At 64.8% G+C, this 22815-nt stretch carries 21 protein-coding genes; 3 read left to right on the forward strand and 18 right to left on the reverse strand.

What is annotated here, in order from left to right; all coding sequences use genetic code 11:
* Window positions 1-23: 23 nt before the first annotated feature.
* The 9 genes from ATI53_RS02310 to ATI53_RS02350 form a co-directional block, all read right to left on the reverse strand.
* Window positions 24-971 carry an alpha/beta fold hydrolase gene (locus ATI53_RS02310; protein ID WP_009504967.1) on the reverse strand — a complete coding sequence of 316 codons (948 nt, stop codon included), beginning with the start codon at window positions 969-971 and terminating at the stop codon, window positions 24-26.
* Complete coding sequence (locus ATI53_RS02315; RefSeq protein WP_009504969.1) at window positions 968-1924, reverse strand: homoserine O-succinyltransferase; 957 nt, start codon at window positions 1922-1924, stop codon at window positions 968-970. The genes ATI53_RS02310 and ATI53_RS02315 overlap by 4 nt, the downstream gene beginning before the upstream one ends.
* 60 nt (window positions 1925-1984) lie before the next feature.
* The gene (locus ATI53_RS02320) at window positions 1985-2842 is read right to left on the reverse strand and encodes an ATPase (RefSeq protein WP_111549642.1); all 858 of its coding nucleotides are present in this window, start codon (window positions 2840-2842) and stop codon (window positions 1985-1987) included.
* Between the two features lie 99 nt (window positions 2843-2941).
* A complete protein-coding gene (locus ATI53_RS02325) occupies window positions 2942-4099 on the reverse strand; it encodes an OmpP1/FadL family transporter (RefSeq protein ID WP_009504972.1) in 1158 nt (385 codons plus the stop codon).
* A 112-nt stretch (window positions 4100-4211) separates the two neighbouring features.
* The gene (locus tag ATI53_RS02330) at window positions 4212-5090 is read right to left on the reverse strand and encodes a DMT family transporter (RefSeq protein ID WP_009504973.1); all 879 of its coding nucleotides are present in this window, start codon (window positions 5088-5090) and stop codon (window positions 4212-4214) included.
* A 199-nt stretch (window positions 5091-5289) separates the two neighbouring features.
* Window positions 5290-6321 carry a glycosyltransferase family 2 protein gene (locus tag ATI53_RS02335; protein WP_009504975.1) on the reverse strand — a complete coding sequence of 344 codons (1032 nt, stop codon included), beginning with the start codon at window positions 6319-6321 and terminating at the stop codon, window positions 5290-5292.
* Window positions 6322-6324: 3 nt separating this feature from the next.
* Window positions 6325-7887 (reverse strand): glutamine-hydrolyzing GMP synthase, encoded by a 1563-nt coding sequence (guaA, locus tag ATI53_RS02340; RefSeq protein WP_009504976.1) that lies wholly within the window; start codon window positions 7885-7887, stop codon window positions 6325-6327.
* 120 nt (window positions 7888-8007) lie between these two features.
* The gene (locus ATI53_RS02345; RefSeq protein ID WP_111549643.1) at window positions 8008-8892 is read right to left on the reverse strand and encodes a delta-class carbonic anhydrase; all 885 of its coding nucleotides are present in this window, start codon (window positions 8890-8892) and stop codon (window positions 8008-8010) included.
* A 130-nt stretch (window positions 8893-9022) separates the two neighbouring features.
* Window positions 9023-9307 carry a DUF6477 family protein gene (locus ATI53_RS02350; protein WP_034452697.1) on the reverse strand — a complete coding sequence of 95 codons (285 nt, stop codon included), beginning with the start codon at window positions 9305-9307 and terminating at the stop codon, window positions 9023-9025.
* A gap of 222 nt (window positions 9308-9529) precedes the next feature.
* Here ATI53_RS02350 and ATI53_RS02355 point away from each other — a divergent pair, with 222 nt between their 5' ends.
* A complete protein-coding gene (locus ATI53_RS02355; protein ID WP_111549644.1) occupies window positions 9530-10645 on the forward strand; it encodes a DUF6456 domain-containing protein in 1116 nt (371 codons plus the stop codon).
* A gap of 47 nt (window positions 10646-10692) precedes the next feature.
* On the opposite strand, the gene eda is transcribed toward ATI53_RS02355, so the two are convergent.
* From eda to metF, 5 genes are all read right to left on the reverse strand, one after another.
* On the reverse strand, window positions 10693-11340 hold the full coding sequence (eda, locus tag ATI53_RS02360; protein ID WP_111549645.1) for a bifunctional 4-hydroxy-2-oxoglutarate aldolase/2-dehydro-3-deoxy-phosphogluconate aldolase: 648 nt from the start codon (window positions 11338-11340) through the stop codon (window positions 10693-10695).
* A gap of 67 nt (window positions 11341-11407) precedes the next feature.
* Entirely contained in the window at window positions 11408-12637 is a 1230-nt protein-coding gene (locus ATI53_RS02365) for a glycosyltransferase family protein (protein WP_009504981.1), read from the reverse strand.
* Complete coding sequence (locus ATI53_RS02370) at window positions 12638-13432, reverse strand: HAD-IIB family hydrolase (RefSeq protein WP_111549646.1); 795 nt, start codon at window positions 13430-13432, stop codon at window positions 12638-12640.
* A gap of 113 nt (window positions 13433-13545) precedes the next feature.
* Window positions 13546-14088, reverse strand: a complete 543-nt coding sequence (locus ATI53_RS02375) for a hypothetical protein (RefSeq protein WP_146609875.1) — start codon at window positions 14086-14088, stop codon at window positions 13546-13548.
* A 203-nt stretch (window positions 14089-14291) separates the two neighbouring features.
* Window positions 14292-15158 carry a methylenetetrahydrofolate reductase [NAD(P)H] gene (gene metF, locus ATI53_RS02380; protein WP_009504990.1) on the reverse strand — a complete coding sequence of 289 codons (867 nt, stop codon included), beginning with the start codon at window positions 15156-15158 and terminating at the stop codon, window positions 14292-14294.
* A gap of 97 nt (window positions 15159-15255) precedes the next feature.
* On the opposite strand from metF, the gene ATI53_RS02385 reads away from it, so the two are divergent.
* Window positions 15256-16158, forward strand: a complete 903-nt coding sequence (locus ATI53_RS02385; RefSeq protein ID WP_111549648.1) for a LysR family transcriptional regulator — start codon at window positions 15256-15258, stop codon at window positions 16156-16158.
* A gap of 106 nt (window positions 16159-16264) precedes the next feature.
* Here the strand turns inward: ATI53_RS02385 and ATI53_RS02390 are convergent, their stop codons facing one another.
* Entirely contained in the window at window positions 16265-16471 is a 207-nt protein-coding gene (locus tag ATI53_RS02390) for a cold-shock protein (RefSeq protein WP_009504992.1), read from the reverse strand.
* Between the two features lie 231 nt (window positions 16472-16702).
* Here ATI53_RS02390 and ATI53_RS02395 point away from each other — a divergent pair, with 231 nt between their 5' ends.
* Window positions 16703-17014: an arsenate reductase family protein gene (locus ATI53_RS02395; RefSeq protein ID WP_009504993.1), complete on the forward strand. Its 312-nt coding sequence runs from the start codon at window positions 16703-16705 to the stop codon at window positions 17012-17014.
* Between the two features lie 88 nt (window positions 17015-17102).
* Here ATI53_RS02395 and thrS read toward each other — a convergent pair whose 3' ends face one another.
* From thrS to gyrA, 3 genes are all read right to left on the reverse strand, one after another.
* Window positions 17103-19049, reverse strand: coding sequence for a threonine--tRNA ligase (thrS, locus tag ATI53_RS02400; RefSeq protein WP_111549649.1), 1947 nt, complete (start codon window positions 19047-19049; stop codon window positions 17103-17105).
* A 103-nt stretch (window positions 19050-19152) separates the two neighbouring features.
* Complete coding sequence (locus ATI53_RS02405) at window positions 19153-19848, reverse strand: M48 family metalloprotease (RefSeq protein ID WP_111549650.1); 696 nt, start codon at window positions 19846-19848, stop codon at window positions 19153-19155.
* Between the two features lie 215 nt (window positions 19849-20063).
* The gene (gyrA, locus tag ATI53_RS02410; RefSeq protein WP_009504996.1) at window positions 20064-22805 is read right to left on the reverse strand and encodes a DNA gyrase subunit A; all 2742 of its coding nucleotides are present in this window, start codon (window positions 22803-22805) and stop codon (window positions 20064-20066) included.
* Between the last annotated feature and the right edge of the window lie 10 nt (window positions 22806-22815).

The raw sequence follows: 22815 nt of genomic DNA on the forward strand, positions 1-22815 counted from the left end.
GGAAGTATGGGATGTGAACAGGTTTAACGCAAACCGGCGCGCCGCGCCACGCGGTCGATGGCGGCGTCCATTTGCGCCGCAGCGACATGTTGCGCCGCGTGGCCGACGCCGGGCAGCACCACCAGGTTGGCGCCCGGAATCTGGCGCGCGGTCGGCACCGAATGGATTTGAAGGCCGACGGTGCTGTCAGCGTCGCCGTGCAACAGTTCCACCGGCACATCCATGGTCGGGTAACGCGGTACCATCCGGGCGATGCCGGATTTGAGCGCGGCGCGTTGCAGCGCGTTTTCCCGCAAAGAATCGGGCCGCAGCGCCAGTTCGGCGCCGATATGCGCGGCGTAGCCGGGGGGCACGGGCTGGGGCGCGAACACCGACGCGATGGCCTGCTGCACGCGGTCCTGGCCGGCCAGTGCCGCGATGGCCGGGTTTGCCAGCGCTCCCAGCGGGCCGGATGTCACACGGTAAAACAACGGCAACCCCGTGTCCCAGGTTTGCGAGGCGGCGGACACCAGCACCAGCCCCGACACCGCGTCGGGATGCTCGACCGCCCAGGCCAGCGCGACCGCGCCGCCGTAGCTGTGGCCCAGCACGATGGGGCGGGGCGCGTCGAGCTGCGCGGCGGCGGCAACGAACAGGTCCGCCTGTTCAAAGATCGAGGCGCCGTCGCGGTCGATGCGGGGCGTGTAGCCAAGCCCGGGGCGGTCGAAGGCGATCACCCGGTAGCGCCGTGCCAGCCGGTCCACCGCGCCGAAAGTCCAGTCGCGCAGGCTGCCGCTGGCGCCGTGGATCAGCACCAGTGCCGGGCCGCTGCCCTTTTCGACGTAATGCACGCGGTGGCCGTTCACGGTCAGGAACCTGCCCTGAGGCGGGTATTTGGGCGCCGCGTCGGGGGCGTCGTCTGCCGGTTGCTGGGCGCAGGCCCCCAGGGTCGCCATCGCCAGCACAAGCGCGGCGAACCCGCGCCGCTTCATGCGGTGCCCCGGCGTTCGCGCCAGTCGGTCGCGTCCATACCGATGCGCGACAGGTCGAACGGCGTGGTCTGGTAGATCTCGTTGATCCAGTTGCCGTAAAGCAGGTGGGCGTGGCTGCGCCAGCGGTTCTGCGGCGTCTTGGTGGGATCGTCATCGGGGTAATAATTCGCCGGAACGTTGATTTGCGTGCCCGAGGCGATATCGCGGTCGTATTCTTCCTTGAGCGTGCCGGAATCGTATTCGAGATGGTTGAACACATACAGCGCCCGGTGGCAGGGGTCCTCGACCAGCGCGGGGCCGGTTTCGGGGGAATGGATCAGCACGGGCAGGCCCGCCGCCTCGACCTCGGCGCGGCGCACTTCGGTCCAGCGGGACACCGGCATCACCATGTCATCGGAAAAGCCGCGCAGAAACGGCGAGGCGGGCGACAGGTTCTGGTGGCGCACGCAGCCAAAGGCCTTGTTGTCCAGCAGGTGCTTTTTCACGCCGTGAAAGTGATTGATCATCGCCATTGCGCCCCAGCACACGCCAAAGGTCGAATGCACATGGCCTTGAGTCCAGTCGAACAGGCGCGTCAGCTCGTCCCAATAGGTGACGTCGGCAAATTCCAGGTGCTCGATCGGCGCGCCGGTGATGACCAGCCCGTCAAATTTTTCGCCCGTGGCCTCGACCTCGGCGAAGGGGCGATAGAACGCCTCCATGTGTTCGGCGGCGGTGTTGCGGGTCTGATGTTCGGTCATCCGGATCAGCGAAAATTCGATCTGAAGCGGCGTTGCGCCGATCAGCCGGGCGAATTGCGTTTCCGTCTGGATCTTCTTGGGCATCAGGTTGAGCAGGGCGATGCGGATCGGGCGGATGTCCTGCCGCGCGGCGCTGTCCTCGTCCATGAGCGACACGCCCTCACGGGTGAGAACGTCATAGGCGGGCAGGTCGGAAGGCAGGCGGATGGGCATGTTATCTCTCGAAGCTGGAAGGCCCTATCAGATAGGGCGGCGGAATGCGGGAAACAAGCGTCAGCGGGGCAGGGCCGCCGCGATGACCTCGGCGAAATCGGCATCGTCGCGCAGCGTGGCCATATCGGATGCGTCCACGGTGACGCCCCAGTTGCGCGCCATCGATTCGTATCTGGGCTGGCGGTGGGCCAGCGCGCGGGCATAGGTCCAGCGGATAAAGCTGTCAGGATCGACGTCGGATTCCGCCTGGCCGGTCTCGTCCAGATAGGCCGCCCAGGTCCGGGCCAGAAACGCGGGCTGGTAGGCCATCGGCTTGGGGTCGCGATCAAAGCGGCGGACCAGTTCTTCTGTATGGGCATCGCTGCCGCGGATCCACACCATCAGCGCGGCCTGGGCAAGCTCGGTCAGGATCGGGTCGCGGGGATCGTCGGGGTCGACCCATTCGCAGATCGACCCGCCGGTGTCGCAGACGAAATGAGGATAGCCGTACAGATCCTGCGCGCGGTCGATGAAATAGCGCGTGTCCAGCAGGGCCTGTTGCTCGGCGCGGCGGAACTGGTCCTGGCGCAGTTGGTAGGTTGCCATCGGCAGGCCCCCGCGCGCGGGATCGCCGGGCTTGCCCAGATAGGCCGACACCGGGCGCAGGTTGTGAAACGTCAGGTTCGACCCGATATAAATCGAATCCGACAGCAAAAGCTCGCGCAGGAACGGCACCTTCATCGCCTCGCGCTTGGCGTTGTCGGCGATGTATTCCTGCATGTAGCGGGTGCCGATGCGGTAGTCGATCGAGTAGTGAAACCAATCGCCCTGGTCGCGCAACATCGACGACACATGGGTTTTGCCCAGCCCCGACATCGCGAACAGAACGATGCGTTTGCGCGGCGCGGCGCGCCAGTGTTCCGCCGTCTTGTAAAGCATCCGCCGTGTCATCCTTGCCAGAGAGGGTCGCGCAAAGGGGTAATCAAGCCGGCGTGCAGCGTCCAGCGTCAAACCGCCCGCCGCGCAGGCGGGCGCGCGTCAGAACCGATAGGCCAGTTTCAGCCCCACGCCCCACCCGGTGTTGTCCCCAAAGTCCGCGCGCGCGGTCTGAGCGGTCTGGGGCCTGCCGTCCCCTAGCCAGAAATGGCTCAGGCCGCCCGAAACGGTAAGCCGTTCGTTGACGGCATAAGAGCCGGACAGGCGCACCTGGGTATAGCCGGTGGTGGGCGCCAGAGGCGACACAAGCCGGCCGGTCGGGCCTTCGTACGTCGCGCTGAGCGCCGCCGAGACGCGGTCGGTGACCTTGCGCCCAACCCCCAGCGTCCAGGCGGTGGTGTCATCCAGGTCGATCAGCCCGTCGTTGGTGACGGTCTCGAAATGCTTGGGGTCGACTCGAAATTCGCTGTGCCGGACGTAGCGCACCGAGCCGAACAGCAATGTGTCCGCCATGATCCCTGTCTGGAAATCCAGCGTCCAGCTTGACGGAGTCCTGACCTCGGTCGATCCATCGCCGTTCAACAGCGGCAACGCGGTGTCGGGCACCCCGTCGCCGGTGGTGTCGACCGGGATCGCGGGGCCGGATTCGTTAATCTCCATGTCATGGGACACGGCGGAATTGTAGGTCAGCACAACGCGCAGCGCGATGTCGGGGATCTGATAGGCGACACCGGCGACATAGCCCAGCGCGACGTTCGGGTCGAGGTCCACGGTATAGCCGCTGACCGCCCCGTAAGCAGCGCCTTGCAGGTGAATCCGACCGTCGGCCTGTTGCAGGCGCACCCCGCCAAAGGCGCTGAACGTATCGTTGAACCGATACCGGGCCAGGGCCGTCAGCGCGTGGGTCGATGCCTGCGTGGTGGTGCCGCCGAACACGGCGTTGTCGTCCTGATAGGCCACATCGGCCCCGAAGGGCCGATCGTAGATCAGCGCCAGCGCCCAGTCTTCCGTCAAATCGTATTTCAGCGCAAAAGACGGCAGCGCGAACCCGCGCGCGACATCATCCAGCGTTTGTTCGGGAAAAGGCGGGCTTGTATTGCGCCCGGTCAGACGCGGATCGGCGTAGGCTAGGCTGAATTCCAGAACATTCCCGGTTTCAAAAAGCACCAGGGCCGATTGCGTGGTGCGCTCGATACCGCCGGCATGAACCGCGCCGGCGGTCAGGACCAGACAGGCGGCCCCTGTCAGCGACGTCGTCATGGCGCCCCGCTCCTCCCTCATTTTGTGATCATCCTCCGGGGGTAAGGGTGCAATGCGCCGCATTACCGGTCAATTCTTGACCACACGTCATATCATGTAACGCATCGCCATGTCATTGCGTGGATGCGCGCGACGGATTTCGTGTTTCCTTGAGAATATTCACATAGTTCGCCCCGAAAATGATTGCCGCGCCGAGAAAGACGTAAGGGTCCAGAGGTTCGCGATAAAGCGCGATGCCCAGCAGGGCGGCGATCGGAAGCCGGGTGAAATCTATCGGAATCACCACCGTCGCGGGGGCAAGCCGCAGCGCCGTCGTCAGGCAGAAATGCGCGATCAGCCCGGCAAGGGCGATCACCGCGACGAACGGCCAGCTTTGCGGTGACGGCAGCGCGATGTCTCCGTCAAAGCCCGCGCAAATCAGCCCGAACGCCGCCTGCATCAGGGTGAGCCAGAACAGGATGCAGACCGTCGTTTCGGTGCGGGTCAGCCGACGTGTGAACACCGCCGATCCGGCAAAGCCCATCGCCGCCCCCGCTGCGGCGAACAGCCCCGGCGACAATGTTTCGGGCGAGGGGCGGGCCACCACGAGGATGCCGATAAAGCCGATGGCCGCGGCAAAGGCACGGGTGGCGGTGATGCGCTCGCCCAGCACCAGCGGCGAAATCAGGATGACCCAGAGCGGCGAGGTGAATTCCAGCGCGAAAACCTGTGCCAGCGGAATCGTCGCGACCGCATAGAACCACAGGTTCTGGCCGGTGAAATGGCTGAGGTTGCGCAGGGTATGCAGCCCCAAGCGCCGGTGCGTGACCTGCCCGCGGGTTCCTGTCAGCACAAGCAGCGTCACCACGACGATGAACCCGATCACCGAGCGGTAGAACATGATCTCGAACGTATCCAGATCCAGGCTGACGGCGCGCCCGGCGACGGCCATGGCGGTAAAGGACACGACAGATCCGCCCATCCACAGAACAGCCTGAAACGTCGGACTCATGCTGAGGTGGTCTTGTGATCGCGCGCGCCGTCGGTGGATTCGGCGCGGGCCGAATGGATCTGGTGCGGCGGGCAAGGCATCGGGCCGATCGGGCGGATTTCATCCATGGCGTGTCTCCGTTCGCGCCAGGTCCGCGACCAGACGCATTCGCGCCCGACACTGGCGCGGGGCGTTGCCAAACGCAAGATATGACAGCGGTTTAATCAAGCCCGATGGCGTTTCGCGTGGCGCGCAGATCGTCAAACCCCGTCAGCCTGCGCGAATTCGGTCCGAGAAAGCCCGCCTGTTTGCGCGCCATCGTTTCCAGCAGGCGATCCATGGTGCGGTAATCCGAATTGTCCTTGGAATAGCCGCCGGACGCGACCGCCCACGAGATCTTGGCATAAAGCGCGGGCGTATAGCGGTAATGAAGCAAGGGAATCAACATGCTGGGCGACAGCGGGCGCGAAATCTCGTGGGAGGACAGATACCATGTGCCGCGCCGCCATTTCTGCAAGACCGGTTTGACGAAACGCCCCGAGGGCGATTTGCGCGCACCCAGCCATTTCAGCTTTAACCGGGTTTTCAGCGACAGTGGAGCCTGCCCGTCGATGAACGACCGATTCAGCCGGCCGCGCGCTCCGACGTAGCGGTGACGCGGCACGCCCCCCCCGCGCAGCGAGAAATGACGCACGCCGTCGAAATACCAGGTGCCGTTGCGGGGATCGTCCGCTCCCGGCGCCCCGGCGGCAAGATCCGACACATGCGCCGGGTAAAGGTCGATCATCCCGCCCCAGGCGCCGGCCTCGCCGCGCGCATCCAGTCTGGCGCACAGGTCGGGCAGGCGGCGCGCGGCGGGCAGGCAGGCGAATTCGTCGATGTCGCATTGCACCATCCAGCGCCCGTCGCAGAAGCGGTTGGCCAGCGCGCTGCGCCACAGGTGGATCTGGCGATAATCAGCGCTGCGCACGGTCGGAGGGCGCTCGGCCCGCGCCACGCTGTCGCCGTAGCGGCGGCTGCTTTGCAGCAGCATCACATCGGGCTGACCGGCAAGAAGCGCGGCAGAACCATCGTCCGAGCGATCGTCCAGCAGGATGAACCGCGTCACTCCAAGCGCGCGGTAATGGTCCAGAAACGCCGGAAGCAGGTAGGATTCATTGCGAAAGACCGCGACGAGGCTCAGCCCCGGCCGGTCTGTCAGATCATTGCCGAGGATGGCAATGTCATCGGGTTCGGGCGCGTAAAGCGTCACGCCTCATTCCCACTCGATCGTTCCGGGCGGTTTCGAGGTGATGTCATAGGTGCAGCGGTTGATGCCCTTGACCTCGTTGATGATGCGCGTCGCGGTTTCGCCCAGGAAATCGTGGCTGAACGGGTAGTAATCCGCCGTCATGCCATCGACCGAGGTCACGGCGCGCAGCGCGCAGGCGTAATCATAGGTGCGCCCGTCGCCCATCACGCCCACGGTGCGCACCGGCAGGATCGCAACAAAGGCCTGCCAGATCTCATCATAAAGGCCATGTTTGCGGATCTGGTCGATATAGACCGCATCCGCCTTGCGCAGGATGTCCAGCTTTTCGCGGGTGATCTCACCCGGACAGCGGATCGCAAGGCCGGGGCCGGGGAACGGGTGACGCCCGATGAAGCTGGCGGGCAGTCCAAGTTCGCGCCCCAGCACCCGCACCTCGTCCTTGAAAAGTTCGCGCAGCGGTTCGACCAGCTTGAGGCCCATCTTTTCGGGCAGGCCGCCGACGTTGTGGTGGCTCTTGATGGTCACCGACGGGCCACCGCTGAAGCTGACGCTTTCGATGACATCCGGGTACAGCGTGCCCTGGGCAAGGAATCGGGCCCCTTCGATGTCATCCGCGTATTTCTGGAACACGTCGATGAACAGCTTGCCGATGATCTTGCGCTTGGTTTCGGGGTCGCTGACGCCTTCGAGTTCACCAAGGAACAGGTCCTGTTCCTGGGCGTGGATCACCCTGAGGTTCATGTGGTCGCGGAACATGCCGACGACCTCTTCGGCCTCATTCAGGCGCAGCAACCCGTGATCGACGAAGACACAGGTCAGCTGATCGCCGATGGCCTCGTGCAGCAGGGCGGCCGCGACGGAACTGTCGACGCCCCCCGACAGGGCGCAGATCACTTTGGCATCGCCGACCTGATCGCGGATCTTCTGGATGGCTTCCTCGCGGTAGGCGCCCATGGTCCAGTCGCCGGTAAAGCCTGCGTCCCTGATGAAATTCTCGTAAAGCGTCCTGCCGTTGGGCGTGTGGTGCACCTCGGGGTGGAACTGCACGGCATAGAACCTGCGATTCAGATCGGCGGTGATGGCAAAGGGCGCGCCGGGCGAGGTGGCGTAAACCTCGAAACCCGGGGCGATTTCAGACACATGGTCGCCGTGGCTCATCCAGACCTGTTCGCGCCCGGTCCCATCCAGAAACCAGCCGGCAAGCAGGTCGATGCGGTCATCGGACGGGGTGACGTAGGCGCGACCGAATTCGGCGCTTCCGTGTCTGGCTTCGACCTTGCCGCCCAGATCCTGCATCATGACCTGCTGGCCATAACAGATGCCAAGGATCGGAACGCCCAGTTCATAGGCCTTTTTCGGAGGCCGGGGCGAGCCCGCGCGCGTGACGCTGTCCGGTCCGCCCGAAAAGATGATCGCCTTGGGGGCGAACGCGTCCAGAAAGGCGTCGGTGACGTTCTGATAGGGATGGATTTCGCAGAAGACGTCAAGCTCGCGCAGGCGGCGCGCGATGAGTTGCGTTACCTGAGAGCCGAAGTCGATGATGAGCAGGCGGTCATGCTGGGTCATGAGCGTGCTTTAGGGGCGGTTTGGGCGCGGCGCAAGAGGCAGCGTCACGCCGGCGCCGCGCGCAAGCGGCGCTGGCCGGGTTTCAGGTTGGATTTCGGGCCGGATTTCAGGACGCGGTGCCTATTCGATCGGGGCGAGCAATTCCGGCGCGGTCACCAGTTGACGCACCCCGTGGCTGTGGTTTTCTTCAAAGATGTTTCCCGCCGCGGCCCATGCATCGAGCGTGGCGATGTCAAGCCGGGCATAGCGCGGGCGCACGGACCATGTGACCTGAAGGGGTGGACAGACCTGCTGGGTATAGCCGGTGCCGGTGGTCGATCCGCGAAACACCACCGGCGCACCGGTGCCCGTGGGCAGGGCACGGGGCTGGTAGCGGCCCTCGCGCGTGGTGCCGAACCAGATGAAATCACAGAAATCCAGTGCATTGGGATCGTTTACCGCCAGAAACACCTGGCTTCCCACCCGCAGCGTCGGGGTCTTGCAGGCGTCCGACAGGCAGGCGCCCAGCCCCGGCCCCGGACTGACGTCGCACGAGGTGTAGACCCCGTGCACCTCGATCGTGTCGCCGGTGCCGACGGCTTGGAAAATCGTGCCGTCGCGGGGCTGGCGGCTCAGTTCGGAGGGGCTGAGACGGGTTGACCCGGCGCATTTGAAACCACCGTGATCGCCGCCCCCCGCATAGTTCGAAAACCTAGGACCCATATGTTCGGCATTGGTGTGGGTGTGGATGTTGCACAGGTTCAGATCCTCGGGCGGGGGAGCCACCGCAAACCCCGCGGTGTTGCGCCCGTAGGCGTTGGCGATGTCGCGCGGGGTCTGGGGGCCAAAGCCCTGGCACGGCCCGGATGCACGCGCCGGGGCGGGATAGGACGCGGGCGCGCCGTGGTCGGGCGTACCTTGCCCAGCCGCCGCCGACATCCGGGGCGCATCGCGCGCGGACTCTGCGGAGGCCACCGACCGGACCGCAAGGGCGGACAAGAAAGCGGCGGCAAGTGGCCTGCGCATGAACGTGCTCTATCCGGATACGGGGAATTGCTGGCCGGACATTGCCGTCGAAGTCTGTACGTTCGCTTGAAAATACCGTCGACAGCACTGGATCGGCTGCCTGCCGCAGCCGATCGTGCCGCGGGTGCGTTCAGGTGCGATTGCGCAGGATGCGGGCCTCGCCCATCATGGCGGCGAGCACTTCGACGTGCCGGGCCACCGAATAGCTGGCATCGACCGCGCGGCGGCGCGTGTCCAGCATCGTTTCAAGTTCGATCAGCTTCATCAGGACCGGCCCGCTGCGGTCGGGGGCCAGCCCCGACAGGATGCGGCCCAGATGCACCTCGCGGCGGTATTCATCCGCCCCGATGCGCGCGGCGCGCACCAAAAGTCGCGGGCGGCGCAAGCTCGTCATTAGACTCAGAATATCCTGCATTGTCACGTTTCCCTCTGTGAGTGTGGCCAGACCATGGCACAATCAAGACGGGTGTTGCGGGAAGGGCGCAGTTCGAGCCCGGTGGTTTCATCTTTGTTTAGAAAATGTCGTGAACTTTAGGGGTCTGACAGAGACGTTAACTATCAGGTAACCAGCTCTCGTCATGGTTGTATCCGTCTGGGGATAAGTCTGTGGAAGAAAGCAAGGCCTAGGGGATAAATTATGATATTCTGCCAAACCGGTGCCGCACAGGCACATGAATTACCGGCCTGGGTGCCGGAAGATGCACGAAACTACCTTGCCCATACCGAGGGCGGAGAGGCGATACGAAAGCTGGCGCGCGAAGCGGGATGTCACGCGTCAACGGTTCTGCGGCAGGTCCGCCGGATCGAAACATTGCGGGACGATCCGCTGGTGGACGGGGCGCTGCGCAGCCTCGGTAAATTCCAGGCCAGGATGTCGCAACAATCCACGAAGGAGTTGGATCGGATGAGAGAGCCTCTCAGCGACGAGATCACGCCGGACGCTGCCAGTCTTGCGTCCGAAGCGCGGCGCATCCTGCGGCGCCTGTGCGAAAGCGGATCGGTGCTTGCGGTCGCGGCGGAAATGGACAAGGCGGTCGTGGTGCGCGACACCGGCGACGGTGGCAGCACCCGCACGGCGGTGGTGGATGCGCCGATCGCGCAGGCGATGGCGCTCAAGGGCTGGATCGCCTGCGATGCGCCGGGGCGCATTTCACGCTATCGCATCACCGCCGCTGGGCGCACGGCCCTTAGCAAGCTGCTGGCCGAACAGGAAAGCAAACTGCGCGGCTTTGCCGAGGCGCAGGCGGGTTTCGACACCTCGCATCAGGCCGAAGAGGCCATGGCCGCCGCCGCCGCCGACCCTCAGGCGCGCCGCCGGCATGTGATGGCCGAAAGCCCGCTGATCTTGCTGGCGCGTCGGCGCGATACCAAGGGCGACCCGTTCCTGCCCGATGATCTGGTGCGGGCGGGCGAACGCCTGCGCGAGGATTTCGAACTGGCGCAGATGGGCGCCCGCGTGGCGCAGAACTGGGATCGGTTCCTGACCGGCGATGTCGAGAGCAGCGCCGCCGGGACCGCCGCGCGCGGGCCCGACGCGGCGCGCGAGCGTCTTATCGCGGCATTGCGCGATCTGGGGCCGGGGCTCGGCGACGTGGTGCTGCAATGCTGCTGCTATCTCGAAGGGCTTGAGACCACGGAAAAACGCATGGGCTGGGCGGCCCGCTCCGGCAAGGTCGTGCTGCGCATCGCGTTGCAGCGGCTGCGCCGGCATTACGATGAAAACCAGCGGCCCGGCGGCGGGCTGATCGGCTAAACCGCGGGGCTGCCCCGAAGCGCACGCTCCGGGGCTGTCAAGGACGATCAGCCGCGGGGCAGCGCGGCTGCTTCGGCGGCCAGCGTTTCAACGGCAGCCCAGTCGCCGGCGGCCACCTTGTCGCCCGGCGCGACCCAGCTGCCACCGCAGCACAGCACGTTGGGCAGTGACAGGTAATCGATGGCGTTCTTCAGGTTCACGCCGCCTGTCGGACAGAATCGGATCTGCGGCAGCGGAGCGCCGATGCCCTTGAGCGCGGGGGCGCCGCCGGACGCTTCGGCGGGAAAGAATTTCTGCACCGTATAGCCGCGTTCGAGCAAGGCCATCGCCTCGGATGCGGTGGCGGCGCCCGGCAACAGCGGCAGCCCCGCTTCTTCGCAGGCGTCCAGCAGGCGGTCGGTTGCCCCCGGTGACACACCAAAGGTCGCGCCCGCATCGACGGCGTTCCTGACGTCTTGGGGCGTCACCAGTGTACCCGCCCCGACGACACCGCCCCTGACGCCGGCCATCTCGACGATCGCTTCCAGCGCGCAGGGGGTGCGCAGGGTGACTTCAAGCACCGGCAGCCCGCCGGCCACCAGCGCCTGCGCCATGGGGGCCGCGTGGGCGACATCGTTGACGACGATCACCGGGATGATCGGCGCCATGCGGCAAAGCTGTTCGGCGCGGGCGCTGGCCTCTTGGGGGGTGATCATGGCAAGCCTCTTGGGTTGGTGACTATCGCCCGCCCCTTAACACGGATCGGGCCAGCGATGTAAGGCGCTAACAGGGCCCCGAGAATTCGGCCTCGTCCGCGGCGACGGCGGCGCGGAAGTCGCCCAGCAGCGTCGGGTCGGCGGAATGCACCCGGTTCCACGTGGGGATAAACGGCGTTTCCTGCGGGTTCTCGATGAACATCTGCCCGGCAAGGGTGATGTTTTCACCGAACATCTCGATGCTGCGCTCTTCGGCGTGGCGATCAATGGACAGCCCGTTCATCTTGGCATCGGCCCAATACGCTTCGAGGAGGTCCAGCGCCGAGCGGTAATAGGTCGCCTTCAGCGTGCGGAACACATGCGGGGTGAACACGGTGCCATCGGCGGCCAGCTTGCGATAGATTGCCTTGCAGATGTCGGTGGACATGCGCGACAGACCCTGGGTGGCGTCCTCGGGCGACAGGTCCTGATGCTTGTGATCGTAGACATCGGCGATCTCGACCTGACAGACCTGACGCGGGCCAAGGTTGCGCCACGCCTCGGACAGCACGCCGATTTCCAGCCCCCAGTCCGAGGGCATCCGCAATTCCGGCAGCAGCCCCGTGCGCATCGCCATTTCGCCCGACAGCGGGTAGCGAAAGGCGCGCAGGTAGTCGATGTAGTCGCGGTCCCCGACCGTACGCTTGAGCGCGATCAGCAGCGGCGAGACCAGCAGCCGCGTCACCCGTCCGTTCAGCTTGCCCTGTCCGACGCGGGGATAGTAACCCTTGGACAGTTGGTAGGAAAACGTCGGATTGGCAACGGGATAGACCAGCCGGTCAAGCATTTCGCGCTTGTAGGTGACGATGTCGCAATCATGGATCGCCATCACCGCGCTGTCGGCGCAGGAAATCAGGTAGCCCATGCAGCCCCAGACGTTCTTGCCCTTGCCCGCTTCCTGCGGGGCCAGCCCCAGTGCCTTGAGCCGCGCCATGATGTCCAGCATCCGGGGGCTGTCGTTCCAGATCACGGTGGTCTGCTGGGGCAGCACGCTGAAGAATTCGCGCGCGTGGCGGTACTGCGCCTCATCCGCGCGATCAAGGCCCACGATGATACGGTGCAGGTAGCTGACCCTGCTCAGCTCGGCCAGGATATTGGGCAGCGCGTCGCCTTCCAGTTCGGAATAAAGCGACGGCAGCACGAGCGAGATCTTGCGGACCTGGGAAAACGTCTCAAGCTCGTAGATCAGTTCTTCGATGGGGCGGGCGCGCAGATTGTGGAATTGCGCGATGTTGCCGTTCTGCTGAAAATCGGCCATTCAGATGTGTTCCTCGATCAGTCCTGGCCGTGCGAGCAGGGCGAGGATCTCGGTGTTCCAGCCATGGGGGCCGGGTTCTGTGCTGCGCACGATACGACCGCTGGTTTCCCCCGCAAGGGGCGGAATGGCAGCACCGTGATCATTGCGGATGATGATACCGCGCGCGGCGGTTTCCAGCATTTCGATGTCATTGGGGGCATCGCCCAGCGCGATGGCGGTGTTTCGGCCCAGATCCTGCATGATGGCGCCCATCTGTCCCGCCTTGGTGCCACCAAAGGACAGGGTCAGAAACCGCCCGCCCTGCCGCGCGCTGACGCCCTGTTCGGCCAGTGCGGCAAGGAATGCGTCGCGCGCGCTGTCATCCCCGGCCCACAGGCCCGGCTCGCTGTGCTGGCGGGCGCGGGCCAGCGCTGCGGCCTCGGGGGACAGGCCGGTGATGCGGGCGACCTCGGCATCGGTCATGTCGCCAAAGCCGCGGTAGAGCGCGCGCAGCGGCACAGGCAGGGCGTTCAGCAGGCCGCGCAGGCGCAGATAGGCGCTGCGATCATCGCGCGTGTCGCCGGGGCGCACCCGCGCCGCGCCGTTCTCGGCGATCACCGGCCACTCGCCCAGCTCAAGCGCGGCGTGCAGGGGGGCGATCTCGGCCGCGGTTTTTGAACTGGCAAGGATCAGCGGGATGTCGGCCGCGCGCAGCGCCGTCAGCGCGGGGCGGGCCGCGGACCAGTCGTAGCGCGCGTGATCCAGCAGCGTGCCGTCAAGATCCGTGAAAACGATCAGTTTCACCTGCCTGCCCATACCTTGCGTCTTTTGCGACCACATTAACCGCATTGCGCAGCCAGAGGAAACCTTTGCGCTTTCGCAAATGGTCGCATCTCTTCGGGATGGCCGCTTCGCAGGCAGGGGCGCGGTCAGCCGCCGCGCTGGCGGCGCAGATCCGCAAGCTGTTCGGCCGACAGCCTGGGGTAGCTGGGCCGTTTTGGCACCACGCGCGTGGTCGCGGGGCCTTCCCGCTGCGGGGATGAACCGCCGGTGTCGCGCCACAGGCACAGCGCCAGGCCGATCCACCAGCACAGGCCGAACAGCGCAAACGGCACCCCCGCCGCGATCGTGCCAAGCGCGCGCGACAGCGGCTCGGGCAGGTTCAGCGCGATGACCGCCCCCATGCCGGGGACGAGAAACAGCAGGGGCAACAGCCCGTGGCCCAGCAGCACCGGCACAAGATGCATCGGCCGCTCGGGCCGTGCGAACCATGGCGGCAGAAGGCGGGGCCTCATGAGCGAGGCCGCCACAAGCACCCCCGGCGTTGCCACGGCAATGGGCACCAACATATGCGCGCCCGCGTCGATCTGCCGGGGCACCCCGGCGAAAAAGACGCACAGCGCAAGCATCCCGTAGGCGCCCGCCAGTTTCATCAGGCCACGATAGGTCCTGTCCAGTCGATCTCGCGTCACGGCGACCCTCTTGGCATCAAGCTGTTTCAGCCAATGCTAAGCGGCAACCGGGGCCGGAATTGGGCAAAGATCCGGCGACAAGCGCGCGAAACGCCCCTGCCAGCGGTCAAACCGCCCGGGTCGGGGACCGTTGGGCGGGGCAGGTCGGTCCGCCCCCCCCGGCCCGGCCCCCCCGGTCCGGCCCCCCGGTCAGGCCACCCTGGTCAGGCCACCTTGTTCAGGGCAGAGCTCGCCGTGACCCCCAGCGCATGGCACACATCCCGCGTCAGTTCGGGGCGGTTGAGCGTGTAGAAATGCAACTGCTCGACACCGCCATCCAGAAGCTCCGAGCAAAGCTCGGTGCACAGAGAGGTCGCCAGCAGGTCCTGCCGCCCGTCCTGTTCGGCCTTGTCGAACGCCTCGATCACCCAGGCGGGGATTTTGGTGCCGCAGGATTCGGCAAAGCGGCGCGCGCCTTTCCAGTTTTCGACCGGAAAGATGCCCGGCACGATGGGCTTGTCGATCCCGGCCTTTTCGCAGGCGTCGCGGAACCGGAAAAACGTCTCGGGTTCAAAGAAGAACTGCGTCAGCGCCTCGGTCGCGCCCGCGTCTAGCTTGCGTTTCAGCCACTCGACGTCGGCGCGGGCGGATCCGGCCTCGGGGTGGGTATCGGGATAGGCGCCGACGCGGATGTTGAAATCACCGGCTTCGCGCAGCGCCTCGATCAGCTCGACCGAGCTGCCAAAGCCGTCGGGATGCGCGGTGAAGCCCGTCGCGCCCTTGGGCGGGTCGCCCCGCAGCGCCACGATGTCGGTCACGCCCGCCTCGCGAAACTGTGCCGCGATGGCCAGCGTCTCGTCGCGGGTCGCATCGACGCAGGTCAGGTGGGCGGCCACCCTCAGCCCGGAATGCTTGTGCAGGGTCGAGACCACGTCACGCGTCAGTTCGCGCGTGGTGCCGCCCGCGCCATAGGTCACCGATACGAACCGTGGCGCCAGCGGCGACAGCACCTGCACGGTATCCCACAGCCGGAACGTCGCCTCGATATTGCGCGGCGGAAAAAATTCGAACGAGATCTCGGGGCGGGTCATGGGCCGGGGTCCTTCCGTGGTGAGGCGCCCTTGTGGCATATCCCGCTATGTGAGACAAACTCATAAATCTCAAGAACAACATGAGGGAAACCGTGGGATGCATATCGAATTCCGGCACCTGCGCACGGTCAAGGCCATCCACGAGGCGGGCGGTCTGGCGCGTGCGGCAGAGCAGCTGAACATCACGCAATCGGCGCTGTCCCATCAGGTCAAGGGGCTTGAGGATCAGGCCGGCGTCGAGCTGTTCGTGCGCCGGTCCAAGCCCATGCGCCTGTCGGCGGCGGGGTTTCGGCTGTTGCGCCTGGCCGAACAGGTGTTGCCGCAGGTCGAAGCCCTGCAAGAAGAGTTTTCCGGCCTGCGGACTGGTAAATCCGGGCGGCTGCACATCGCCATCGAATGCCACGCCTGCTTTGAATGGCTGTTTCCGGTGCTCGAAGCCTTTCGCAAGACCTGGCCCGACGTCGATGTCGATATCCGTCCCGGCCTTGCGTTCGATGCCATGCCCGCCCTGATGAAGGAAGAGGTGGACGTGGTGATCTCATCCGATCCCGAGGACCTGCCCGGCGTCACCTTTGCACCGCTGTTCGAATACCGCCCGGTGTTCGTCGCCGCGGCCGCCCACCCGCTGGCCGCCAAACCCTGGATCGATGCGCAGGATTTCCGCGGCGAGACGCTGATCACCTATCCGGTGGATCGTGCGCGGCTGGATGTGTTTTCGCAACTGCTGGGCCCGGCCAAGGTCGAACCCGCGGCGATCCGTCAGGTCGAGCTGACCGCGGTGATCCTGCTGCTGGTCGCGTCCAATCGCGGCGTGTCGGTGCTGCCGGACTGGGTGGTGCGCGAGGTCAAGTTCAATTCGGATTATGTGACCCGGCCGCTGACGCAAAAGGGCCTGCGCCGGGGGCTGTTCGCCGCCACGCGCGCCGATGACCTGGGCAAGCCGTTCATGACCGATCTGGTGCGTCTGGCCGGACAGGAAGCCAAGCGGTTGCAGGCATGAGCGCCTGCCATGGCACTGTGCAGAATCCTCACTGTGCATAATTCCCGGCCCAAAGATGCGCCAGGGCCGGGAAAGCGCCGTTATGCGATAATCCCTGGAATTGGGATCACAGGGGCCTGATATCGGATGCCATCATGCGCCCGTCGCGCCCTTCTTTCAGCTCGTAGTCTACCTTTTGGTTGTCCGCCAGCCCCGTCAGGCCAGACCTTTCAACCGCTGAAATATGTACGAATACGTCTTTTCCGCCCTCTTCCGGGGCGATGAAACCATAGCCTTTGGTGGTGTTGAACCATTTCACGGTGCCGCTTGGCATGTTCCCGTGCTCCTTCCAGTCGTCCTAGATACAATCGCCCGGACCCCGGGCGGGCGCCCTGTCACATTCGCCTTTCAGCGGGAAAATCAGTTCGGCGACTGGTCTTCCGGGGCCGATTGTCGAAGGTCACACCCCAAAGCGTTACACAGGCCCCGTAAAAATCAAGAGAAACACTTCGCTCGCGCAGCAATCGGCGGTATTTTGTAAATCAGAGGCGAAGCAGAGGGCGACATGAAGCTATACGGACTGAAAAATTGCGACACCTGCCGCAAGGCGGCCAAGGATCTGACCGGTGCGCAATTCGTGGATGTGCGCAACGATGGCGTGCCGACGGATCTGATGGCGGCGGCGTATGAACGGTTCGGTGACAGGTTGGTGAACACGCGGTCGACAACGTGGCGCGGGCTGTCGGAAACGGATCGCAAACGCCCTGCGCTGGATCTTTTGGCACAGCATCCGACGCTGATGAAACGCCCGCTGATCGTGGACGGGGACAAGATGTGGCTGGGTTGGGACAAGACGGTTCAGGCGGCGCTGGCCTAGCGCTGCGGTGGGGTCGAACCGTGCGTCATCGGCGCGCGGGCAAGCGCCGGGCCAAAGGCCCGGCCTGCGGTTTTTCCGGTGTGCGGCGTCAGCGCAGGTCGGGCGGGGTCGTCTCGGCCGCAAGCTGCGTGGCGATGTCGTCCAGCGTGGCGAGCTGCGTCTGTTTTTCGCCAAGCCGGCGCACGGTGACGGTGCGTTCCTCGACCTCGCGCGCGCCGACCGCAAGGATCACCGGAACCTTGCCAACCGAATGCTCGCGGACCTTGTAGTTGATCTTTTCGTTGCGCGTATCGGCTTCGGCGCGCACGCCGACAGCTTTCAGTGCGGCAACCACATCGTCGGCGTAAGGATTGGCTTCGGTGGTGATCGAGGCCACCACCACCTGACGTGGCGCCAGCCAGAACGGCAACCGGCCGGCGTGCTCCTCGATCAGAATGCCGATGAACCGCTCGAAACTGCCAAGCACCGCGCGGTGCAACATGATCGGGCGGTGCTTTTCGCCATCGTGCCCGATATAGCTGGCATCCAGCCGTTCGGGCAGGTTGGGATCAAGCTGCAGAGTGCCGCACTGCCAGTCGCGCCCGATGGCATCGGTGAGCACGAATTCCAGCTTCGGCGCATAAAACGCGCCTTCGCCGGGGAAAATATCGAATTCGCGGCTTGCCGCCTTGCAGGCATTGGCAAGCGCCTCTTCCATCCGGTCCCAGCTTTCCTCGGACCCGACGCGTTTGTCGGGGCGGGTCGAAAGCTTGACGCGCCAGTTGTGAAAGCCCAGATCGTCGTAGATACGGGCAAGAAATTCGATGAACTTCTTCGATTCCGCCTCGACCTGATCGAAGGTGCAGAAAATATGCGCATCGTCCTGGGTAAAGCCGCGCACCCGCATGATGCCATGCAGCGCGCCCGAGGGTTCATAGCGGTTGCACGAGCCGAATTCGGCCATGCGCAGCGGCAGATCGCGATAGGATTTCAGACCGTGATTGAAGATCTGCACATGGCACGGGCAGTTCATCGGCTTGAGCGCATTGACGGTCTTTTCCTTTGCGCCTTCTTCGTCGACCTCCACCACGAACATGTTCTCGCGGTAGTTATCCCAATGCCCGGATTCCTCCCAGAGCTTGCGGTTGACGACCTGCGGCGTGTTCACCTCGACATAGCCGTCGCGGCGCTGCATGCGGCGCATGTAATCCTGAAGGCCGGTGTAGACCGTCCAACCGTTGGGATGCCAGAAGATCTGACCCGGCGCTTCGGGCTGAAGATGGAACAGATCCATCTCGCGGCCCAGCTTGCGGTGATCGCGCTTGGCAGCCTCTTCGAGAAAGGTCAGGTATTTCTGCAATTCCTGCCGGTTGCGGAACGCGACGCCCGAAATGCGCTGTAGCATGGGGCGGTTCACATCGCCGAACCAGTAGGCGCCCGACACGCCCATCAGCTTGAATGCGTCCGCGGGCAGCTGCCCGGTGTGCGCAAGATGCGGCCCGCGGCACAGATCCTGCCAGTCGCCATGCCAGTACATGCGAATGGGCGCGTCTTCGGGGATACGATCCAGCAGCTCGACCTTGTAAGGCTCGCCGTTGTCCTCGTAATGCTTGCGCGCGCGGGCACGGTCCCAGATTTCGGTCTTCACCACATCACGGGCGTTGATGATCTCTTTCATCTTCGCCTCGATTGCGCCCAGATCCTCGGGTGTGAACGGGTCGGCGCGGTCGAAATCGTAAAACCAGCCGTGTTCGGTAACCGGTCCGATGGTGACCTTGGTGTCGGGCCAGATTTCCTGTACGGCGCGCGCCATGACATGGGCCAGATCGTGACGGATCAGTTCCAGCGCCGGGTCTTCGTCTTGCAGCGTGTTGATCGCAATGGCGCTGTCGGTGTCGATGGGCCATTGCAGATCCCAGTGCGCGCCGTTCACGGTCGCAGAAATGGCTTTTTTCGACAGCGATTTCGAGATCGACCCGGCGACAGCGGCAGGCGTGATGCCGGCCTCGTATTCGCGCGCATTGCCATCGGGAAAGGTGAGGGTAATCTGGGCCATGTGCTGGCTCTCCTCGTCGGTTTGGCGCCCACGGAACGCCCGGTTGCGGGTATATGGTTCGGTCCGCGTTCTGGCCCGCGCGGGCAGAGGTGTCAAGCGCGCGTCAGGTTTTGGGAACCGTCCGCCAGCGCGCTTCAAGCGTTTCCAGCGCGGCGATGCGTTCGCCGGTCTTCGGATGGGACAGCAGCCAGGCCGGAACCGCGCCGCCGCGTCCCTGGGTCAGCGCCTCAAGCTTGCGAAACAGCGATTTCTGCGCGGCCACCCCGATGCCGGCCTTGTGCAGAAGGGCGGCGGCGTAGGCGTCGGCCTCGTACTCGTCGCCGCGCGACAGGCGCGCGGCCAGCAGCGTGGTCAGGGCATTGGCAATCACGGTGCCGATGCCCGGCAGAAACCGGCTGAGCACCATGGCAAGCGCGGTGCGAATGGCGTTCTGGCCGGAAAAGTCGATCATCCGCCGCCGAGAATGCCCGAGCGCCACATGCCCAAGCTCATGCGCAATGACCGAGGCCAGCTCTTCGGCGGTGACCTCGCCCGCGCGGTAGCGGTCATAAAATCCACGCGTGATGAAAATCCGCCCGTCCGGCGCGGCCAATCCGTTCACCGGCTCGATTTCGTAGATATTCACGCGGATGCGGGGTAGGTCCAGCGCGTCGGCCATGCGTTTGGTCAGGGCGCCCAGCGTCGGGTCCGCCAGCTCGGTCGATCTTTCGTCAAGCGCGCGCGCCGTGCGCCAGCTTGAAAAGCGGTACATGACGATGGCGTAAAGGATCGCCAGCAGGATCGGGGTAAAGCGCAGCATGTCATGAATATGGGGCTGCCCCCGTCCTGTGCAAAGGTGCTGTGGCGTGATTTGACAAAGGGCAGAGGGGGCGCTGCCCCCGCCCTGCGGGCCCCCCGGAGTTCAAGGGGCAAGATGAAGCCGGGGCGCGGCGCCTTGTCTTCATCTTGCCGGGTAAACTCCCGCCGGAGGCCGGCCGGACCCTGCGGCCTGGTCTGCCCCCGATGGTGCGGGGATCAGTCTTCGGGCGTGTCTTCGTCGTCGTCCTGTTCGGCGATCCAGGCGACCGATACCACGGTTTCACCGGCGCGGGTGTTGAAAACCTTGACGCCGCCGGCGCTGCGTGAGCGGAAGGAAATGCCATCCACCGGCACCCGGATCGACTGCCCGGTCGAAGTGGCCAGCATGATCTGGTCTTCCATCTGCACCGGGAACGACGCCACGATCTCGCCGCCGCGCATGGATTTTTCCCAGGCTGTGACCCCCATGCCGCCCCGGCCGCGTACCGGGTAATCCAACGAAGAGGTCAGCTTGCCCAGCCCCTTGGCGGTAATGGTCAGGATCAGGTTTTCGGCCGCCGACATTTCGGCATAGCGTTCCTGCGGCAGGGGTGTGTCGGCGTTGCCTTCCTCGTCAGAGACGTCATCCTCGGTGACGCCCGCCATCAGGCGGCGCATCTTGAGATATGACGCGCGTTCGTCCGATTCCGCCTCGAAATGGCGAATGATCGACATCGACACGACCTCGGCCCCGTCGGCCAGTTTCACGCCGCGCACACCGGTCGAGTTGCGAGAGTTGAACACCCGCACCTCGGTCACCGGAAAGCGGATCGCGCGGCCCGAATTGGTGACGAGCATGACATCATCGTCTTCGGAACAGATGCGCGCGTTGATGAGCCGCGTCGTTTCTTCTTCGCCGTCGAACTTCATCGCAATCTTGCCGTTGCGCATGACGTTGGTGAAATCCGACAGACGGTTGCGGCGCACCGATCCCTTGGAGGTGGCGAAGACGATCTGAAGATCGTCCCAATCCGCCTCGTCCCGATCGACCGGCATGATGGCCGCCACGGAAACCCCCTGCGGGATCGGCAGGATGTTGACGATGGCCTTGCCCTTGGATGTGCGCCCGCCCTGCGGCAGACGCCACGTCTTGAGCTTGTAGACCATGCCGGCGGTGGTAAAGAACAGCAGCTGCGTGTGGGTGTTGGCCACGAACAGCTGGGTGACCACGTCATCCTCTTTCATCGACCCGCCCGACACGCCCTTGCCGCCGCGCTTTTGCGCGCGGAAATCGGCCAGCGGAGTGCGCTTGATGTAGCCCTCGGCGGTGACGGTCACGACCATGTCTTCGCGTTCGATCAGGTCTTCGTCTTCCAGGTCGCCCGCCCAGTCGATGATTTCGGTCCGGCGCGGCACCGCGTGCAGGTCGCGCACGGCGGCCATTTCATCGGTGACGATCTGCATGATGCGTTCGCGGCTCGACAGGATGTCGAGGTATTCGCGGATTTTGCCCGCGAGTTCCTCGAGTTCGTCGGTCACTTCCTTGACGCCCAGCTGGGTGAGGCGTTGCAGCCGCAGTTCCAGAATGGCGCGGGCCTGGGTTTCGGACAGGTTATAGGTGCCGTCGTCGTTGGCCTTGTGGGTCGGGTCGTCGATCAGCGCGATATAGGGCAGGATTTCCTCGGCCGGCCAGCGGCGGGTCATCAGCTTTTCCCGCGCCTCGGCGGCGTCCACCGACTGGCGGATGGTGCGCACCACCTCGTCGACGTTGCTGACGGCCACGGCCAGTCCGCACAGGATATGCGCCCGCTCACGCGCCTTGCGCAGCAGATAGGCGGTGCGGCGCGCCACGACGTCTTCGCGGAAATCGAGGAAGGCGGTCAGAAAGGCCCGCAGCGTAAGCTGTTCGGGCTTGCCGCCGTTCAGCGCCAGCATGTTGCAGCCAAACGACGTCTGCATCGGGGTGAACCGGTAAAGCTGGTTGAGCACCACCTCGGCGGTGGCATCGCGTTTCAGTTCGACGACGACGCGCACGCCGGAGCGATCCGATTCGTCCTGAACATGGGCGATGCCGTCGATCTTCTTGTCGCGGACCGCCTCGGCGATGCGTTCGATCATCACCGCCTTGTTTACCTGATAGGGGATTTCGTCGATGACGACGGCATAGCGGTCGCGACGAATTTCCTCGATCCGGGTCTTGGCGCGGATGATGACGCTGCCGCGCCCCTCCAGATACGCCTTGCGCGCGCCAGAGCGACCGAGGATCACGCCGCCGGTGGGAAAGTCGGGGGCAGGGATGTAGTCGATCAGCTGCTCGGACGTCAGATCAGGGTTTTCGATCAGCGCCAGCGTCGCGTCGATCACCTCGCCCAGGTTATGCGGCGGAATGCGCGTGGCCATGCCGACCGCGATGCCTTCGGACCCGTTCACAAGGATGTTGGGGTAGCGCGCGGGCAGCACCACCGGCTCCAGCCGTTCGTTGGCGTAGTTCATGACGAAATCGACGGTGTCCTTGTCGATGTCTTCAAGCAGCGCCTCGGCGGATCGTTGCAGCCGCGCCTCGGTATAACGGTAGGCGGCGGGCGGGTCGCCATCCATCGAGCCAAAGTTGCCCTGACCGTCGATCAGCGTCAGCGACATCGAGAAATCCTGCGCCATGCGCACCAGCGCATCATAGATCGCGCTGTCCCCGTGCGGGTGATAGCGGCCCATCACGTCGCCCACGGCGGTGGCGCATTTGCGATAGCCCTTGGCGCGGGTCTGGCCGTTTTCCCACATGGTATAAAGGATGCGGCGATGCACGGGTTTCAGCCCGTCGCGCAGGTCGGGAATGGCACGGGACACGATCACGCTCATCGCGTAGTCGAGATAGCTCGACTTCATCTCCTCGATGATCGAGATTCCGGGGCCAGAATAGGCCGGCCGTTCGGGGCCGCCCATTTCTGCGTCGTTTTCAGGGGGTTCCGGCGTATCGGTCACGAGGCTCGCC

It is taken from the genome of Salipiger aestuarii, from assembly GCF_003259905.1.
Classification (GTDB): Bacteria; Pseudomonadota; Alphaproteobacteria; order Rhodobacterales; family Rhodobacteraceae; genus Salipiger; species Salipiger aestuarii.

Coding starts and splice junctions, on each gene's coding strand:
- ATI53_RS02310 (WP_009504967.1), bottom strand. CDS start 971: ATGAAGCGGCGCGGGTTCGCCGCGCTTGTGCTGGCGATGGCGACCCTG.
- ATI53_RS02315 (WP_009504969.1), bottom strand. CDS start 1,924: ATGCCCATCCGCCTGCCTTCCGACCTGCCCGCCTATGACGTTCTCACC.
- ATI53_RS02320 (WP_111549642.1), bottom strand. CDS start 2,842: ATGCTTTACAAGACGGCGGAACACTGGCGCGCCGCGCCGCGCAAACGC.
- ATI53_RS02325 (WP_009504972.1), bottom strand. CDS start 4,099: ATGACGACGTCGCTGACAGGGGCCGCCTGTCTGGTCCTGACCGCCGGC.
- ATI53_RS02330 (WP_009504973.1), bottom strand. CDS start 5,090: ATGAGTCCGACGTTTCAGGCTGTTCTGTGGATGGGCGGATCTGTCGTG.
- guaA (WP_009504976.1), bottom strand. CDS start 7,887: ATGACCCAGCATGACCGCCTGCTCATCATCGACTTCGGCTCTCAGGTA.
- ATI53_RS02345 (WP_111549643.1), bottom strand. CDS start 8,892: ATGCGCAGGCCACTTGCCGCCGCTTTCTTGTCCGCCCTTGCGGTCCGG.
- ATI53_RS02350 (WP_034452697.1), bottom strand. CDS start 9,307: ATGCAGGATATTCTGAGTCTAATGACGAGCTTGCGCCGCCCGCGACTT.
- ATI53_RS02355 (WP_111549644.1), top strand. CDS start 9,530: ATGATATTCTGCCAAACCGGTGCCGCACAGGCACATGAATTACCGGCC.
- eda (WP_111549645.1), bottom strand. CDS start 11,340: ATGATCACCCCCCAAGAGGCCAGCGCCCGCGCCGAACAGCTTTGCCGC.
- ATI53_RS02365 (WP_009504981.1), bottom strand. CDS start 12,637: ATGGCCGATTTTCAGCAGAACGGCAACATCGCGCAATTCCACAATCTG.
- ATI53_RS02370 (WP_111549646.1), bottom strand. CDS start 13,432: ATGGGCAGGCAGGTGAAACTGATCGTTTTCACGGATCTTGACGGCACG.
- metF (WP_009504990.1), bottom strand. CDS start 15,158: ATGACCCGCCCCGAGATCTCGTTCGAATTTTTTCCGCCGCGCAATATC.
- ATI53_RS02385 (WP_111549648.1), top strand. CDS start 15,256: ATGCATATCGAATTCCGGCACCTGCGCACGGTCAAGGCCATCCACGAG.
- ATI53_RS02390 (WP_009504992.1), bottom strand. CDS start 16,471: ATGCCAAGCGGCACCGTGAAATGGTTCAACACCACCAAAGGCTATGGT.
- ATI53_RS02395 (WP_009504993.1), top strand. CDS start 16,703: ATGAAGCTATACGGACTGAAAAATTGCGACACCTGCCGCAAGGCGGCC.
- thrS (WP_111549649.1), bottom strand. CDS start 19,049: ATGGCCCAGATTACCCTCACCTTTCCCGATGGCAATGCGCGCGAATAC.
- ATI53_RS02405 (WP_111549650.1), bottom strand. CDS start 19,848: ATGCTGCGCTTTACCCCGATCCTGCTGGCGATCCTTTACGCCATCGTC.